The 14,653-nt window shown below is 57.5% G+C and carries 12 protein-coding genes, 1 tRNA gene and 2 rRNA genes (1 of these 15 only partly in view); 7 read left to right on the top strand and 8 right to left on the bottom strand.

From position 1 onward, the window contains the following. Nucleotides 1-154: 154 nt before the first annotated feature. Complete coding sequence (locus tag EYC79_RS14245) at nucleotides 155-886, bottom strand: SDR family oxidoreductase (protein WP_062598966.1); 732 nt, start codon at nucleotides 884-886, stop codon at nucleotides 155-157. Nucleotides 887-999: 113 nt separating this feature from the next. Here EYC79_RS14245 and EYC79_RS14250 point away from each other — a divergent pair, with 113 nt between their 5' ends. Further along, nucleotides 1,000-1,764, top strand: coding sequence for an IclR family transcriptional regulator (locus EYC79_RS14250; protein WP_130978411.1), 765 nt, complete (start codon nucleotides 1,000-1,002; stop codon nucleotides 1,762-1,764). 331 nt (nucleotides 1,765-2,095) lie between these two features. Here the strand turns inward: EYC79_RS14250 and tal are convergent, their stop codons facing one another. Next, on the bottom strand, nucleotides 2,096-3,055 hold the full coding sequence (gene tal, locus EYC79_RS14255) for a transaldolase (RefSeq protein ID WP_062424984.1): 960 nt from the start codon (nucleotides 3,053-3,055) through the stop codon (nucleotides 2,096-2,098). 395 nt (nucleotides 3,056-3,450) lie between these two features. Between tal and EYC79_RS14260 the strand changes: the two genes are divergently transcribed. Both EYC79_RS14260 and EYC79_RS14265 read left to right on the top strand, forming a co-directional pair. Beyond that, entirely contained in the window at nucleotides 3,451-4,323 is an 873-nt protein-coding gene (locus EYC79_RS14260) for a hypothetical protein (RefSeq protein WP_130978412.1), read from the top strand. A 51-nt stretch (nucleotides 4,324-4,374) separates the two neighbouring features. Continuing rightward, nucleotides 4,375-5,373, top strand: a complete 999-nt coding sequence (locus tag EYC79_RS14265; RefSeq protein WP_130978413.1) for a sugar-binding transcriptional regulator — start codon at nucleotides 4,375-4,377, stop codon at nucleotides 5,371-5,373. On the opposite strand, the gene EYC79_RS14270 is transcribed toward EYC79_RS14265, so the two are convergent. Then, nucleotides 5,374-6,246 (bottom strand): methylated-DNA--[protein]-cysteine S-methyltransferase, encoded by an 873-nt coding sequence (locus tag EYC79_RS14270; RefSeq protein ID WP_130978414.1) that lies wholly within the window; start codon nucleotides 6,244-6,246, stop codon nucleotides 5,374-5,376. A 70-nt stretch (nucleotides 6,247-6,316) separates the two neighbouring features. After that, nucleotides 6,317-6,799 (bottom strand): DUF2244 domain-containing protein, encoded by a 483-nt coding sequence (locus EYC79_RS14275; RefSeq protein WP_130978415.1) that lies wholly within the window; start codon nucleotides 6,797-6,799, stop codon nucleotides 6,317-6,319. A gap of 44 nt (nucleotides 6,800-6,843) precedes the next feature. On the opposite strand from EYC79_RS14275, the gene nth reads away from it, so the two are divergent. Further along, a complete protein-coding gene (gene nth, locus EYC79_RS14280; RefSeq protein ID WP_130978416.1) occupies nucleotides 6,844-7,614 on the top strand; it encodes an endonuclease III in 771 nt (256 codons plus the stop codon). Here nth and EYC79_RS14285 read toward each other — a convergent pair. Further along, entirely contained in the window at nucleotides 7,588-8,343 is a 756-nt protein-coding gene (locus EYC79_RS14285; RefSeq protein ID WP_130978417.1) for a sulfate transporter family protein, read from the bottom strand. The two genes, nth and EYC79_RS14285, sit on opposite strands and share 27 nt — an antisense overlap. Before the next feature lie 270 nt (nucleotides 8,344-8,613). Between EYC79_RS14285 and EYC79_RS14290 the strand changes: the two genes are divergently transcribed. The 3 genes from EYC79_RS14290 (at nucleotide 8,614) to EYC79_RS14300 (ending at nucleotide 11,102) form a co-directional block, all read left to right on the top strand. Then, on the top strand, nucleotides 8,614-9,438 hold the full coding sequence (locus EYC79_RS14290; protein WP_207773662.1) for a MurR/RpiR family transcriptional regulator: 825 nt from the start codon (nucleotides 8,614-8,616) through the stop codon (nucleotides 9,436-9,438). Nucleotides 9,439-9,685: 247 nt separating this feature from the next. Beyond that, nucleotides 9,686-10,243 (top strand): DUF6030 family protein, encoded by a 558-nt coding sequence (locus EYC79_RS14295; protein ID WP_130978418.1) that lies wholly within the window; start codon nucleotides 9,686-9,688, stop codon nucleotides 10,241-10,243. Nucleotides 10,244-10,568: 325 nt separating this feature from the next. Then, nucleotides 10,569-11,102, top strand: a complete 534-nt coding sequence (locus tag EYC79_RS14300) for a lipocalin family protein (RefSeq protein ID WP_130978419.1) — start codon at nucleotides 10,569-10,571, stop codon at nucleotides 11,100-11,102. 266 nt (nucleotides 11,103-11,368) lie between these two features. Here EYC79_RS14300 and EYC79_RS14305 read toward each other — a convergent pair. The 3 genes from EYC79_RS14305 to EYC79_RS14315 all read right to left on the bottom strand — a co-directional run. After that, nucleotides 11,369-11,445: transfer RNA gene (locus tag EYC79_RS14305), tRNA-Met, on the bottom strand. A 231-nt stretch (nucleotides 11,446-11,676) separates the two neighbouring features. Further along, nucleotides 11,677-11,791 (bottom strand): 5S ribosomal RNA (gene rrf / locus EYC79_RS14310). Between the two features lie 128 nt (nucleotides 11,792-11,919). Further along, nucleotides 11,920-14,653, bottom strand: a 23S ribosomal RNA gene (locus EYC79_RS14315) (it continues 340 nt past the right edge of the window).

The following is a 14,653-nucleotide window of genomic DNA, read 5'->3' on the forward strand; positions in this document are numbered from 1 at the left end:
AGAAACGGTCGGGCCTCCCCGGCCGTTTTTGTTTGGTCACGTGGATGACCTGCGTGACCTTGGCGGCGTACCACGTCGACGAGAGAAGCTTAAGTCCCTCCCCGTCACCCGCGGGATGACGAGACGCAAATGCGCGGACTGAAAAGCGGCCCTGTCAGGCCGTCCAGCCACCGTCGATCACATGGATCTGACCCGTGGTGAACCCCGCCTCGTCCGACGCCAGATAGGTCACCAGCGCTGCAATCTCTTCCGGCTTGGCGATGCGCCCCATCGGCTGGCGCGCGATGAAGTCGCTCAGCGCCTTTTCGTAATCGCCGGTCGCGCGCAGGCGCTCATGCAGAGACGGGCTATCCACGGTGCCTGGGCAGATGGCGTTGCAGCGAATGCCCTTGGTGACGAAATCCGATGCGATGGACTTCGTCAGGCCAATGACCGCCGCCTTCGAGGCCGTATAGGCAAACCGGTTCGGCACGCCTTTGACGCTGGAGGCCACTGACGACATGTTGACGATGGCGCCCTTGCCCTTTTCCAGCATGCCGGGCAAAAAGGCGCGGCAGGTGCGGTACATGGCCTTGGCATTGAGATCGAAGGAGAAATCCCAGTCCTTTTCCTCGCAGTCGAGAATGGTGCCGGCATGCACGAAGCCTGCGCAGTTGAAGAGCACATCCGCAGAGCCGATCTCGGCGGCAAAGGCCTGAACGGCAGCGCCATCGAGAACGTTAAGAACGCGGGTCTCGGCATTTTCAAGGGTTGCGAGAGCAGCTTCATTGATGTCGGTGGCGATAACGCGCGCGCCAAGCGCGATGAAGCGTTCCGCCGTTGCCCGGCCGATACCCTGCGCCGCTGCGGTAATGACAACGGTCTGTCCTGAAAAATCCTGGCCCATGATGGCTCTCCTCCGGCGCCTTCGGGCGCAATGTCTCAAATATGCATCGACAATTCATATGTAAACGGTGTATTCACAGACCGTCAAGCCAGCTTGCAATCAATAGAGGCCCGATGACGGAAGACGATAGCGACAGATACCGCGCACCGGCGCTGGACAAGGGGCTGGATATTCTCGAGCTTCTGGCGCGCACCGATGGGGGGCTGACCCAGGTGGAAATCGCCAAGGCGCTCGGCAAGAGCCCCAACGAGTTCTATCGCATGCTGGATCGCCTGGTCCGCCGCGGCTATGTGCAGCGCCAGGATGGCGACCGCTTTACCCTTACTTTGAAAATGTTCGGGCTTGCCCACTTCCACCAGCCCGTGAGACGTCTCGTTTCCTTTGCAGCCTCGATGATGCGGGATTTCTCGGCGAAAGCGCAGCAGGCCTGTCATCTGGCGGTTTATGATCGTGGTTCGGTCGTCGTCATCGCGCAGCAGGACTCTTCCACCTATTGGGCGCTCTCCATTCGCGTCGGTGCGCAGATGAGCCTGTTCAACACCGGCTCCGGCCATGTCCTCCTGGCCTTCCAGAACGAGACGCAGCGGGAGTTGATGATTGCCGAACAGCTGCGTGGCGAGGAAAAGGAACTGCCTGCAAACCTGCGCGAACGGCTGCAACAGGTGAAGGCCCAGGGCTATGAGAGCATGAACAGCCTGCAGACCGCCGGCGTGCGCAACATTTCCGCCCCGATCCTGACGCTCGACGGCACGGCGCTTGCCGTCGTCACCTGTCCCTTCATCGGCTCGCTCAACGAAGCGGCGCCAAAAGAGGATGACTGTCTGGAGCTGATCCGCGAGACGGCTAAGGCGATCTCAGAAGTCGTGGCCGGCCAGTAAGGCGCCTCAACTATCCGTTACGTGAAGGCTGGACTCACATCGTCTTGACGCACGGCAACCACTCGCGCGCGACAGGACATCTTCGCCTGACAGAGCACCTGATCGGCACGCGAGATGAGATCGAGATATCCTCGCCCCGTCACTCGACGACTCCAATGCTGACCGTCACCATCCGTTGAGGCAGCGCTGGTTCGCCCAGCTGTCACAGCAGCCCCGCGCCAAACACGCAAAGAAAAAGCGCGACTGCCAGGGGGAACAGCCGCGCTTCAAGACTGGAGATCTTATGAGAATAAAACGACCGGACGCGAAATCGGTTCCCGGTCGTTTTTCGTCAGGCAGCAGCAAGTTCCTTGCGAACGATTTCGCGCAGCGACACCAGATCCTTGGCAAACAGGCGGATGCCTTCGGACAGCTTCTCCGTCGCCATGGCGTCTTCGTTGAGCTGCCAGCGGAAGGACTTTTCGTCCAGCGACTGAAGCGGCTCTGCCTTGGCGTGATCGGGAGACAGCTTGCGCTCCAGCGTGCCGGTATCCTTGTCCAGCTCTTCCAGAAGTGCGGGGCTGATCGTCAGGCGGTCGCAACCGGCCAGCGCTTCGATTTCGCCAACATTGCGGAAGGACGCGCCCATGACGACGGTCGAGATGCCATTGGCCTTGTAGTAATTGTAGATCTGGCGCACCGAAAGCACACCCGGATCGGTCTCGGCGGTGTAGGTCTCACCGGTCGACTTCTTGTACCAGTCGAGAATGCGACCGACGAAGGGCGAAATGAGGAAAGCCTTCGCTTCGGCGCAGGCAATTGCCTGGGCCTGCGAGAAGAGAAGCGTCAGATTGCAATCGATGCCTTCTGCCTGCAGCACTTCCGCCGCCTTGATGCCTTCCCAGGTGGAGGCCAACTTGATGAGAATGCGCTCGCGCTCGATGCCGCGCTCCTTGTAGGCGGCAATGATGCTGTGCGCCTTGTCGATCGAAGCCTTCGTATCGAAGGAGAGGTCGGCATCCACCTCGGTCGACACGCGGCCGGGGACGAGATCGACAAGGGCTGCACCGACGGAGATCGCTAGACGATCGGCCACCGCGGCAATCACGCCTTCGGAGGCACCGCCCTGCTTGCGACCCCAGGCAACCGCTTCCTTCACCGTATCGGCAAAGGCCGGCGTGCCAAGCGCCTTCAGGACGATGGACGGGTTGGTGGTGCAATCCACCGGCTTCAGACGGGCCACCGCCTCGATGTCACCGGTATCGGCAACCACGGTGGTGATGGCGCGAAGTTGATCAAGCTTGGAAGTCATGCCGTGTAATCCTTGTGAATGTCTCGGAAACCATCGCTATCGAATTTCGTTCCGCACGGGTGAGCGTACAGACGGCGACAAGGGAACTGTGTTCGCGGGGAGTATCGCGCAGCTTACGGGAGGAAGTCAAGACATTTGCCCATCGCAATTGACATAAGTTTCATGTCTGCAATACTGCCGGATCAAGCCAATGCGCTCCCTGACGTCGGGCTGATGAAACGAATTTGGATGCAAACATGATAGCCAAACGACTTTACATGATCTTTGCAGCCATGGCCTCAGCCGCTTTTGTCTTCCAGGCAGCGCTGGCAGAGACGCAAAAGGCCGTCAGCCGGTCCGAGTTTCAGCGCGCAGTAGAGGCATGTTTTACCCCGCCGTCGGGGGCAACCGGTGCGGTGGTCATTGCCGCGACATTTGAAGCTGACGGCTCGCTCGATAGAACGCCCGTCATCATTGAAAAAGGCAGTGGAGCGATCGATCAGGCATTCGCCAATGCGGCGATGAGAGCGGTTCTGCGCTGCCAACCACAACTGGCCGCCATGGGTATCCAAGGTGAAGTCAGGTTCAATTTTGCGCCACCTCCGGCGCAAGAAACGGATGGCGTTTCACCGAACGCACCGTCGGAAAACCGTTTGCAGGAGATGCAGGACGCCGCACAACGCCTGCAGGCTTTCGCCGACCGCAATCGCCACTCCCGGGAGGCCATGAAGCCCACAAATCCAGAGGTTTCAAAAACCCTCGATATTCTCTGTCGCCCAAGTGAAGCGGAAAAGCTGGATGAACTCTCCCCACATGAGTACAAGACGGTGGTGAGTTACACACGCGCGCTCATCGTCGTCATGAATATCTACGAAGATCCTGCCACGGCGAGATCGCAGAAGGCAATCACTGACAATATGAGGGGGCTTGGCGCCTGTCTGGACGCCACACTCTGGTCCAGTCGTGCAGCGGTCACAATCACCAAGAAAATGTTTTCAGAAATGCCCGAGCTCTCGAGCAATCCAAAGGCGGCGGCAGGTCGTGATCAGGTCTATTCGAACATTGGCCTGGTCATCGAGGGCAGCCTGGAGGCACTGGCCTTGGACGGCATGGGAGCGAGTTGGTGCGACGCCCGTTTGGCGCCGCTGACCGCGCTTTTCGAAACTGCGTATCCCGTCATGCCGGACAAGCAGAAGGTAACTCTCCGCTCGGCAATGCGTCGGGCGGAAAAATGCAGCGACCAAACACGCCTGTCCCTAAAGTCTCTCCTTCAACCCCGGCAGCCTTGAGCGACAGGCTCATCTTTCAAGCATACTCAGACCAGGATACGGCAAAAGACAGTGGCAAAACTGCGTAGAGAAACCCATACGGCCTTTTCCGAAGCGCCCTCTCTGAGGCTTCGCGCCGCGTGGCTCTATTATAATCAGGGCATGACGCAGAAGGATGTCGCCGAGAAACTCGGCATCAGCCGCTCCACCGTCATCCGCCTGCTTGATGAGGCGATGAAGCGCTCCGACGTGCAGATCTGGATCAATGAAGGCATCGAGGATTTCGTCGCGCTTTCGATCGATCTGGAAAAAGCCTATGGCCTGGACGAGGCGGTGATCATTCCCACGGGTTCGGATAAGGTAGGAGATATCGCCAAGGGAGTGGGTCTTGCGCTCGGCCAGTTCCTCTCCGAAGTCGTGCCGGACAATGCCACGATCGGTGTTGGCTGGGGCCGCACCATGACCGCTTCCCTCTCCAGCTTCCGCCCGCCGCGACGCGAAAACTGCAAGGTCGTCTCGCTGCTCGGCGGGATTGTTGCCGTGCACCAGACCAACCCGCTCGACTACACCTGGCGGCTGGCAAGCGCGCTCGGAGCGGAATGCTACATGTTTCTCGCCCCGCTCCTGGTCGATTCCATCGAAACCAAGCGGGCGCTGATCGAAAAATGCGGGCTGAGCACGCTTTATGCGCTTGCCGAAAATCTCGATCTCGCCATCGTCAGCTGCGGCGATATCGGCCCGCATTCCACATCGCTGTCGGAAGGTTTCATCTCGAAACAGACGCTGGATGAACTGGTCGCGGCGGGCTGCGTCTGCGACACCATGTTCAACTTCATCGATGCCGAAGGCCGCTCTGTCGATCACCCGATCAACAATCACGCCATGTCGATCGATCTCGATACGCTGAAAAAGGCCAAACACATCGTTCTCGCCTCCGGCGGCGCCCACCGCGCCACCGCCATCCGCGCCACCATCAAGCGCATCGGCTGCAACACGCTGATCACCGACGAGGCGGCAGCGCGGGCACTGATGGAGCTGGCCGAGGCGGGAAAAGCCACTGAAGCGAAGTAGTTACACCCGCCCCGTTTCCCAGCCCAGCATCGCTCGCTTGCGGGTAATACCCCAATGATAGCCGGTCAGCGCGCCGCTCTTGCCGAGCGCCCTGTGGCAGGGAACGACGAAGGAGATGGGGTTGGCACCGATCGCCGCCCCCACGGCGCGAGACGCCGTCGGCTGGCCGATATCCTGCGCCACATGCGAATAGGTGACGGCCTTGCCCATCGGGATCTTCAATAGGCTTTGCCAGACGCGCACCTGGAAATCCGTGCCCAGCAGCACGACGCGCAGCGGCTGGTCCCTGTTCCAGCGAGCGGGATCGAAGATCCGCTCGGCATAGGGTGCTGTCGCGGCGCTGTCTTCCACATAGATGGCGTTCGGCCAGCGCCGCGCCATGTCCTCGAAACATTCCGTCTCCTCACCCGCATCGGCGAAGGCGCAGCCAGCCAGACCACGATCGGTGATCATCACCAGCGCCAGACCAAAGGGCGACGGGTGGTAGCCATAGCGGATCTGCAGTCCGCTGCCCTTCACCTTCCACTCGCCGGGCGACATGGCCTCATGGGTGACGAAGAGATCGTGAAGGCGGCTTGGGCCGGACATGCCGACTTCGATGGCCGTCTCCAGAAGCGGCAGATTTTCCTCGCGCAGAAGGCGCTTGGCATGATCGAGCGTCACGGCCTGCAAAAAGGCCTTTGGCGACAATCCAGCCCAGCGCGTAAAGGTCTTCTGCAATTGCGTGGGGGACTGGTTGAGCCTCGCGGCAATCTCCTCCAGCGACGGCTGGTCGCGGTAATCCACCGTCAATATCTCGATCACCTGGCGCACCGTCTCGTAGTCGGCGCCAACCGGCGTGATATCTTCCTTCAGCATGATATTGGCATTCATGGCATGTCTCCTTGGCGATCAGAAGACCACGACCTGACGTCTGCCTCCACCCGTTTCTTGCCAAGACCTATCAGATTTTAAGCTTCACCGTCGCCAGCGCATTGCGAAATGCTTTGGCAAAGCTTTCCCGATCCTCCGGGTTGAGGAAGGAGCCGATATCCGTCACTCGGCCTTCGCCTGACACATGCATGGAAAGAATGCCGAATTCCTCGTGACGGCGCACCCGAAAGCGCGCCCAGAACGGATTGAACCGATGTTCAACCACATATCCCTTCGGCGAAAATTTACGGATGGAGAGGTTGGTGCGAGACACCACCACCTGCTCCTTGACCTTGGCGGCACGGTAGTTTGCGCGAAAGGCAATATAGAGAAGCAGGAAATCGAGCCCCAGAAAGAAGCCGATCGGCCAAGCGCCGGTGACGAGGAAGAACCCGCTATAGAGGACTGCGACGAGCGCGCAGAGCACCAGCAGGACACGAAAGCCCTTGCGCCCCAGCGAGCGATAGGGAATGAGTTCGGCAGAAAAAACCGGCTGATCGTTGAGCATTTCCATCTGCCTTCCTCGATACGGCTGATCAACGCGCATGTAGATCCGTTATGACAATAGACAAGAAACGATCCAGCACCCAAACAGCAAAAAAGTCAATTTCAACGGCGAAGCCCAGGCAAAAGCGCGTGAAGACCGCCTACTCGAAAGAAGAGCTGAACGAGATCTTCCGCCGTTTTTCCATCCAGCGGCCGGAGCCAAAGGGGGAGCTGGAACATTCCAACCCCTTCACCCTGGTCGTGGCCGTCGCACTCTCCGCCCAGGCCACCGATGTCGGCGTCAACCGGGCAACGAGAGCGCTGTTTGAAATTGCCGATACGCCACAAAAGATGCTGGCGCTTGGGGAAGAACGGCTGATCGACTACATCAAGACCATCGGGCTTTACCGCAACAAGGCCAAGAACGTCATCGCGCTATCGCAGATGCTGATCGACAATTTTGGTGGCGAGGTGCCAAAAACCCGAGAAGAGCTGATGATGCTGCCGGGTGTGGGCCGCAAGACCGCCAATGTGGTCATGTCCATGGCATTCGGCATCCCGACGCTCGCCGTCGACACCCATGTCTTTCGCATCGCCAACCGCATCCTGCTGGCGCCGGGCAAGACCCCGGACGAGGTGGAGGACAGGCTGGTCAGGATCATCCCCGAACCCTATCTTTTCCACGCCCACCACTGGCTGATCCTGCATGGGCGCTATTGCTGCAAGGCCCGCAAGCCGGAATGCGAGCGCTGTATCATTGCCGACATCTGTAAGTCGCCGGAAAAGACCTGGGATATTCCTGCCCCGTTGGTCGAGCTACCGCCCCAGCTGGTTGGTGCCTGAGCGGGGAGCGTTCGATTGCAGCACGAAGGATGGGTCTTTCCGGCTGATCGACTTGTGCAGATGCACCATGAAGGATGCGGCAAAGAGCGGCGTCAGCAGATTGAGGAAGGGCACCGCCAGAAACGCTGCGATCACCAGGCCCGCCATGAACACCGTCGATGCGTGTTTCGAGCGAAAGGCCCTCGCCTCCTCTGGCGTGCGGAAGCGCATGGCCGCAAATTCGAAGAACTCCCGTCCCAGAAGATAACCATTGACCATGAAAAAGGCGATGAGGTTCACGCCCGGCACCAGAAGCAGGAGAAGTGCGATGGCATTGCCGAGAATGACCACGCCGAAAAACTTGATCGAAGACACTACCGCTTCCCCAAGCGGCATGGCGCGGCCGGCGGGCTCCCCGGCATAATCCTGTTTCTCGATCACCTCCGCCACATCGTCGAGAAACAGACCGGCAATTACCGCCGTGACGGGAGAGATCAACAGCGCCAGCGCCAGCGCTAACCCGATGCCGGCAAGGATCGCCAGAACAACGCTCATCCAACCCGCCCAATCCGGCATGCCGGGCACAAGCGAATCAAGCCATGGCAAAGCAAGCCAGATGAACAGGCTGCGGATCGCAAACCACAGACCGATCAAAACAAGAATGGTAAGACCGAGGACTTTCCAAAAGACGGAACGCGTCTCTGAAGCAAACAGGTTCTCAAAGGCGCGTTTTGCTGCATCAAGAATCAAACCACCATTCCTCTTCTGAACGTTACCTGCGGTGCACAGATAAGGCGGCTCTATTTCTTGCACAAGAACGCCGTCGCTCGGGCCTTTCGCAAATGGTGGTGAGCTATCATCTTTTGCTTGAATAGCAGCCATGCCTAAACTATGAAAAACAACGGGGAAGAAATAGTATTCTGCCCTCGAAGCGGGTACAGTGTGTCCCGAAGCACGTACGACCACCGGCCACCTGCCAAGCTCTGTATCGTCGTCCGATAGAAACGTAATGAGGCGTTATTGGAAAAGCTACTGATCGATCTGTCCCGGTTGATGAAGTCCGGCACGCCGGCGGAGCGGCGCATCGCGAAATATCTCATGGAGCATATGAACGAGCTTCCCTTCGAGACGGCTGCGACGCTGGCAGAAAAGCTGGGTTTGAGCCCGATGACGGTTGGCCGGTTTCTTCGATCTCTCGGCTACCGGCAGCTGAGCGACATTCGCGAACATCTGCGCGAGCGCGTCACCGCATCACCAGCCGTTCCCGCTGAGAGCCAGGAGCCACGGCAGACCCCGCTTTCGGGTCTGATGATGCAGCAGATCCAGGCCGTGCAGGCCGTTTACGATCTCGCCGGTCAGTCCGTGTGGAAGACCGCACTCGATGCCATTCAGGACAGCCGGAACGTCTTCATCGCCTCATCGGCGGAGAGCTTCGGCCTGTGCCGCTACTTCTATATGAAGCTGCTCGAATGTCGCGAGCGGGTCCACTATCTGCAAAGCGACGGCTCGACCTATATCGAACTGATGGATGAAGAGCCGGACAGCACGCTTCTGATCCTGATCGACTGCGGCGGCAATCTCCCCGCCCTTCAGCGCCTTGCCAAGATGGCAAAACGCGGCGGATACAAAACGGTCCTTATCACCACCCGCTTCTACGAGTGGGGTCCAGAAAGCGCCGACATCTGCCTGACGATCCCGCTGAACCAGAACGGCAGTGACAGCATGCTCCAACTCGTCGCCATGACTGAGTTTATGCTTCAGTCCCTCTCATACAATGACGGCTCCAACCGCAGACAACGCGTCAAACGCATCGGCGACTTGCAGCGAGCCCTCCATCACGGGTGATGGCGCTGGCGTGAAAAGGCCTGTCGTCGTCGGTTGAACCTGCAAATCAGCCCTTATCGGGATGGATCAGGCGAGAGTGGAGCCGCTTCGTCAAACTCCTGTTGGTTTTTTGACAAAGGCATGCGACGACACCTAGAGCGAAAGCGCAGGAAGCGTAGCTGAAAGATTGCGGCCAGCGTGAACGGTCGCAATCTCGATCTGATCAACCACCTTCCGCCGCACGCCCCTTCAATCGGAGCCTTTGAGAATGCTCGTCGTCGCCCTCTTATCCTTTGTCGGCATAACGATGGACGATACCCGAACCGCGCGTGTGATGGAGCCCACTCCACTCCAGCAGATCGTGGCAAAGGCGGGCCGAATTCCGGTCCGAAATTTCGACGCTACTCGCTGCAAGGCGCTTGCGGATCTATCGCAAAAAGCAGCCCCCACCTTCACCCAGATGCCCAACGGGGACTGGGAATGTAACTCCTTGCTGGAATTTCCAGAGACGGGACGCACCCCTTCGCTCTTCATCCAGATCCGCGGCAACAAAGACGGTCGGTGGACCTATTTTCGACTGAAGCTCAACTTCGGTTCTCCCCTCTCCCGCCAAATCCTGAGCGAGAGAGCCTTATCCGTCATCCACATGCTGATCGGCGACCGTACACCGATGAAGGACCTCACCGCAAAACTCGCGGCAGGACAGGAATTCGAGTCCGCCCTTGCCGGCGCCAAGGTGCGGTACAAGCAGGAAGGCATGGACAAATCCCGCTTCAACCTCTTCGGCACCAACTCGCCGGGCTTTTCCAAGGGTATTGCTGAATGACGGGTTTCCAGCGAGGCATATGACAACATCGGCAAATCAGCCGATAGGATTCACGACATGCCAGAGTTAAGAATGCCCGTTTGGGGACCACCACGACGACTGCGTGAAAGGCGGAGTACGTATCAGCGAACTGGCTCGTCCAAGTCCAGGAATCGCCCTTAGTCCGCTGATGGGGAACGACCCTCGATCTCGGATGTCTCATCTCAGTCGCGCATCCCTTGGGAATTGGATACATAAGGTCACCAGCAGGCTGACGTGCAGAAAAATGACCTGAACAGTCTCCCCCGCCACGGGAACTATTGGTGCGCAACCACATTAACCGCCGATGAAACTCAGATCATTCCTCCCCCTCATCGCCAGCGGCTTCCTTGCTGCCTGCAGCACAGTCAGCCCCGTCGGCAACACATCAGTTCCTCAGCCGGCGAAAACCGTTCAGCTAGACAGCTATCTCGGCAGCTGGTTCGAACTCGCCCGTTACGAGAACTCTTTCGAAACCGATTGCGAGGGCGTAACGGCTCAGTATTACCTGCGGGACGATGGACTGATCAAGGTCATCAACACCTGCCGCAAAGACAGCCCTGACGGCACAAAAAAGGCTGTAGAAGGCCGTGCCAAGATCGTCCCTGATAGCGGCAACGCCAAACTGAAAGTCTCTTTCTTCGGTCCTTTTTATGGTGACTACTGGGTCCTCGATCACGCCGCCGACTACTCCTGGTCGATTGTGGGTGAACCATCCGGCCGCTATTTGTGGATTCTGACCCGAACGGCAAAGCCTTCGGAACAGACTCGAAAGATGTTGGCGAACAGAGCACGGTCGCTGGGCTACGATATCGGTCTCCTGCGCTGGACACGCCATTAATAAGAATGACGTTTTCCAGAGCGAGCTACCCCGGCCACAGAGAGCAAGCGAGATGCCACCCTGCCGATAGTTACGCCACTACCGCATGCACTCAAAAGTGAGTTGAGTTCGTGGTCCACCGCAAGGGGCGACCCTGAAAATAAGGAGGTGTGAGGTGCGGCATTTCCGTCCGCCGCCGCGCGCTCTGAGAAGCAGTCAGTGCAGCACCAGAAACGCAAAAACCCCGCGGCTTTGAGCCACGGGGTTTTTATGATCGTCGTATATCTTGGTTGCGGGGGCAGGATTTGAACCTGCGGCCTTCAGGTTATGAGCCTGACGAGCTACCGGGCTGCTCCACCCCGCGTTAATCATGAGCGACCGCAGCACAAGGGCCCGGTTGTTTTGTTTTGCCGGTCCTCGAAGGCTTTTGCCTTCTGCGGGTCGGCGGGGGCTGCTCCACCCCGCGTTGACTGCGATCGACTTGGATGTCGAGTAAGCTCTAGAACTGCAAAAGGCCGCTTTGTGTGCGGCCTATTGTTTCGGCCTGTGCCGAGAGGTTTGTGAGTGAGAAGATATTTTGAGTTGCGTTTAGCAGACCTGGCAGCGACCTACTCTCCCGCGTCTTAAGACGGAGTACCATTGGCGCTGGGGCGTTTCACGGCCGTGTTCGGAATGGGAACGGGTGCAGCCGCCCCGCGATAACCACCAGGTCGGCAAAACGCAACTGGCATGAGCTTTGGCTCATGCTGTTGTATCGAGAAGCTGGAGAGCTTTTGGCTCTATTTGATATGAACACGTGATGCGATCGAGTTTTATTCGATGAGCATGAACAATGGGAACGAAGAAGTCGCTCGAGCTATTAGTAACGGTAAGCTTCATGCATTACTGCACTTCCACACCCGTCCTATCGACGTGGTCGTCTTCCACGGCTCTGATAGGGAACACTCGTTTTCAGGTTGGTTTCCCGCTTAGATGCCTTCAGCGGTTATCCATTCCGTATATAGCTACTCTGCTATGCCCTTGGCAGGACAACAGATCCACCAGAGATACGTCCATCCCGGTCCTCTCGTACTAGGGACAGATCCTGTCAATATTCCTACACCCACGGCAGATAGGGACCGAACTGTCTCACGACGTTCTGAACCCAACTCACGTACCGCTTTAAATGGCGAACAGCCATACCCTTGGGACCTGCTCCAGCCCCAGGATGCGATGAGTCGACATCGAGGTGCCAAACAACCCCGTCGATATGGACTCTTGGGGGTCATCAGCCTGTTATCCCCGGCGTACCTTTTATCCGTTGAGCGATGGCCCTTCCACACGGGACCACCGGATCACTATGACCGACTTTCGTCTCTGCTCGACTTGTCAGTCTCGCAGTCAGGCTAGCTTATGCCATTGCACTCGACGACCGATTTCCGACCGGTCTGAGCTAACCATCGCGCGCCTCCGTTACTCTTTCGGAGGCGACCGCCCCAGTCAAACTACCCACCATACACTGTCCCGGATCCGGATAACGGACCGCGGTTAGACATCCACGAAGATAAGGGTGGTATTTCAAGGATGGCTCCACAGGAACTGGCGTCCCTGCTTCAAAGCCTACCACCTATCCTACACATGCCTTGGCGAATGCCAGTGTAAAGCTATAGTAAAGGTGCACGGGGTCTTTCCGTCTGACCGCAGGAACCCCGCATCTTCACGGGGAATTCAATTTCACTGAGTCTATGTTGGAGACAGCGGGGAAGTCGTTACGCCATTCGTGCAGGTCGGAACTTACCCGACAAGGAATTTCGCTACCTTAGGACCGTTATAGTTACGGCCGCCGTTTACTGGGGCTTCAGTTCAAAGCTTGCACCTCTCCCTTTAACCTTCCAGCACCGGGCAGGCGTCAGACCCTATACGTCGTATTGCTACTTCGCAGAGCCCTGTGTTTTTGATAAACAGTCGCTACCCCCTGGTCTGTGCCACCCCATCACACTTGCGTGCAAAAGGGTCACGCTTCTTCCGAAGTTACGCGTGCAATTTGCCGAGTTCCTTCAACATAGTTCTCTCAAGCGCCTTGGTATACTCTACCTGACCACCTGTGTCGGTTTCGGGTACGGTCTATACGGTGGAGCTATTTCCTGGAACCTCTTCGCCGCCCAACCAATCCAATAAGGTTGAACAACACACAAGATCCGTCACTACCACCAGGCCCACGAATATTAACGTGGTTCCCATCGACTACGCGTGTCCGCCTCGTCTTAGGGGCCGGCTAACCCTGCTCAGATTAACTTTAAGCAGGAACCCTTGGTCTTTCGGCGAGGGAGTCTCTCACTCCCTTTATCGTTACTCATGTCAACATTCGCACTTCCGATATCTCCAGCAGCCCTCACGGGTCCGCCTTCACAGACTTACGGAACGCTCCGCTACCACACAACTTACGTTGTATCCTCAGCTTCGGTGCATGGCTTTAGCCCCGTTACATTTTCGGCGCAAAGACCCTTATTTAGACCAGTGAGCTGTTACGCTTTCTTTAAATGATGGCTGCTTCTAAGCCAACATCCTGGTTGTTTTGGGATCCTCACATCCTTTCCCACTTAGCCATGACTTGGGGACCTTAGCTGGAGGTCAGGGTTGTTGCCCTCTTCACGACGGACGTTAGCACCCGCCGTGTGTCTGCCGACTAGTACTCCTCGGTATTCGGAGTTTGGTTAGGATCAGTAAGACGGTGAGTCCCCATAGCCCATCCAGTGCTCTACCCCCGAGGGTATTCGGTCGACGCTCTACCTAAATAGATTTCGCGGAGAACCAGCTATTTCCGAGTTTGATTGGCCTTTCACCCCTAGCCACAAGTCATCCCGAACTATTGCAACAGTTATGGGTTCGGCCCTCCAGTTGGTGTTACCCAACCTTCAGCCTGCTCATGGCTAGATCACTCGGTTTCGGGTCTAATGCAACGAACTGAACGCCCTATTCAGACTCGCTTTCGCTACGCCTACACCTACCGGCTTAAGCTTGCTCGTTACACTAAGTCGTTGACCCATTATACAAAAGGTACGCCGTCACCCTTGCGGGCTCCGACTGTTTGTAGGCATCCGGTTTCAGGTTCTATTTCACTCCCCTCGTCGGGGTGCTTTTCACCTTTCCCTCACGGTACTTGTTCGCTATCGGTCATGCACGAGTACTTAGGCTTGGAGAGTGGTCTCCCCATGTTCAGACAGGATTTCACGTGTCCCGCCCTACTCAAGGACAATGACTGTTCTACGCGTACGGGGCTATCACCCGCTATGGCCGACCTTTCCAAATCGTTCCGCTTTATTCATCATTGCCACTGGCCTGGTCCGCGTTCGCTCGCCACTACTTACGGAGTCTCGGTTGATGTCCTTTCCTGCAGGTACTTAGATGTTTCAGTTCCCTGCGTTCGCTTCTTACACCCTATGTATTCAGATGCAGATACCTTATCGCAATACCTAGAAACCTCTTCTGCCGATCGCTCAACAGAACAGATTTTCTAGGTATTTAAGGTGGGTTGCCCCATTCGGAGATCCATGGATCAAAGCTTATTCGCAGCTCCCCACGGCTTTTCGCAG

Source organism: Agrobacterium cavarae, assembly GCF_004310285.1.
Taxonomy (GTDB): Bacteria; Pseudomonadota; Alphaproteobacteria; order Rhizobiales; family Rhizobiaceae; genus Agrobacterium; species Agrobacterium cavarae.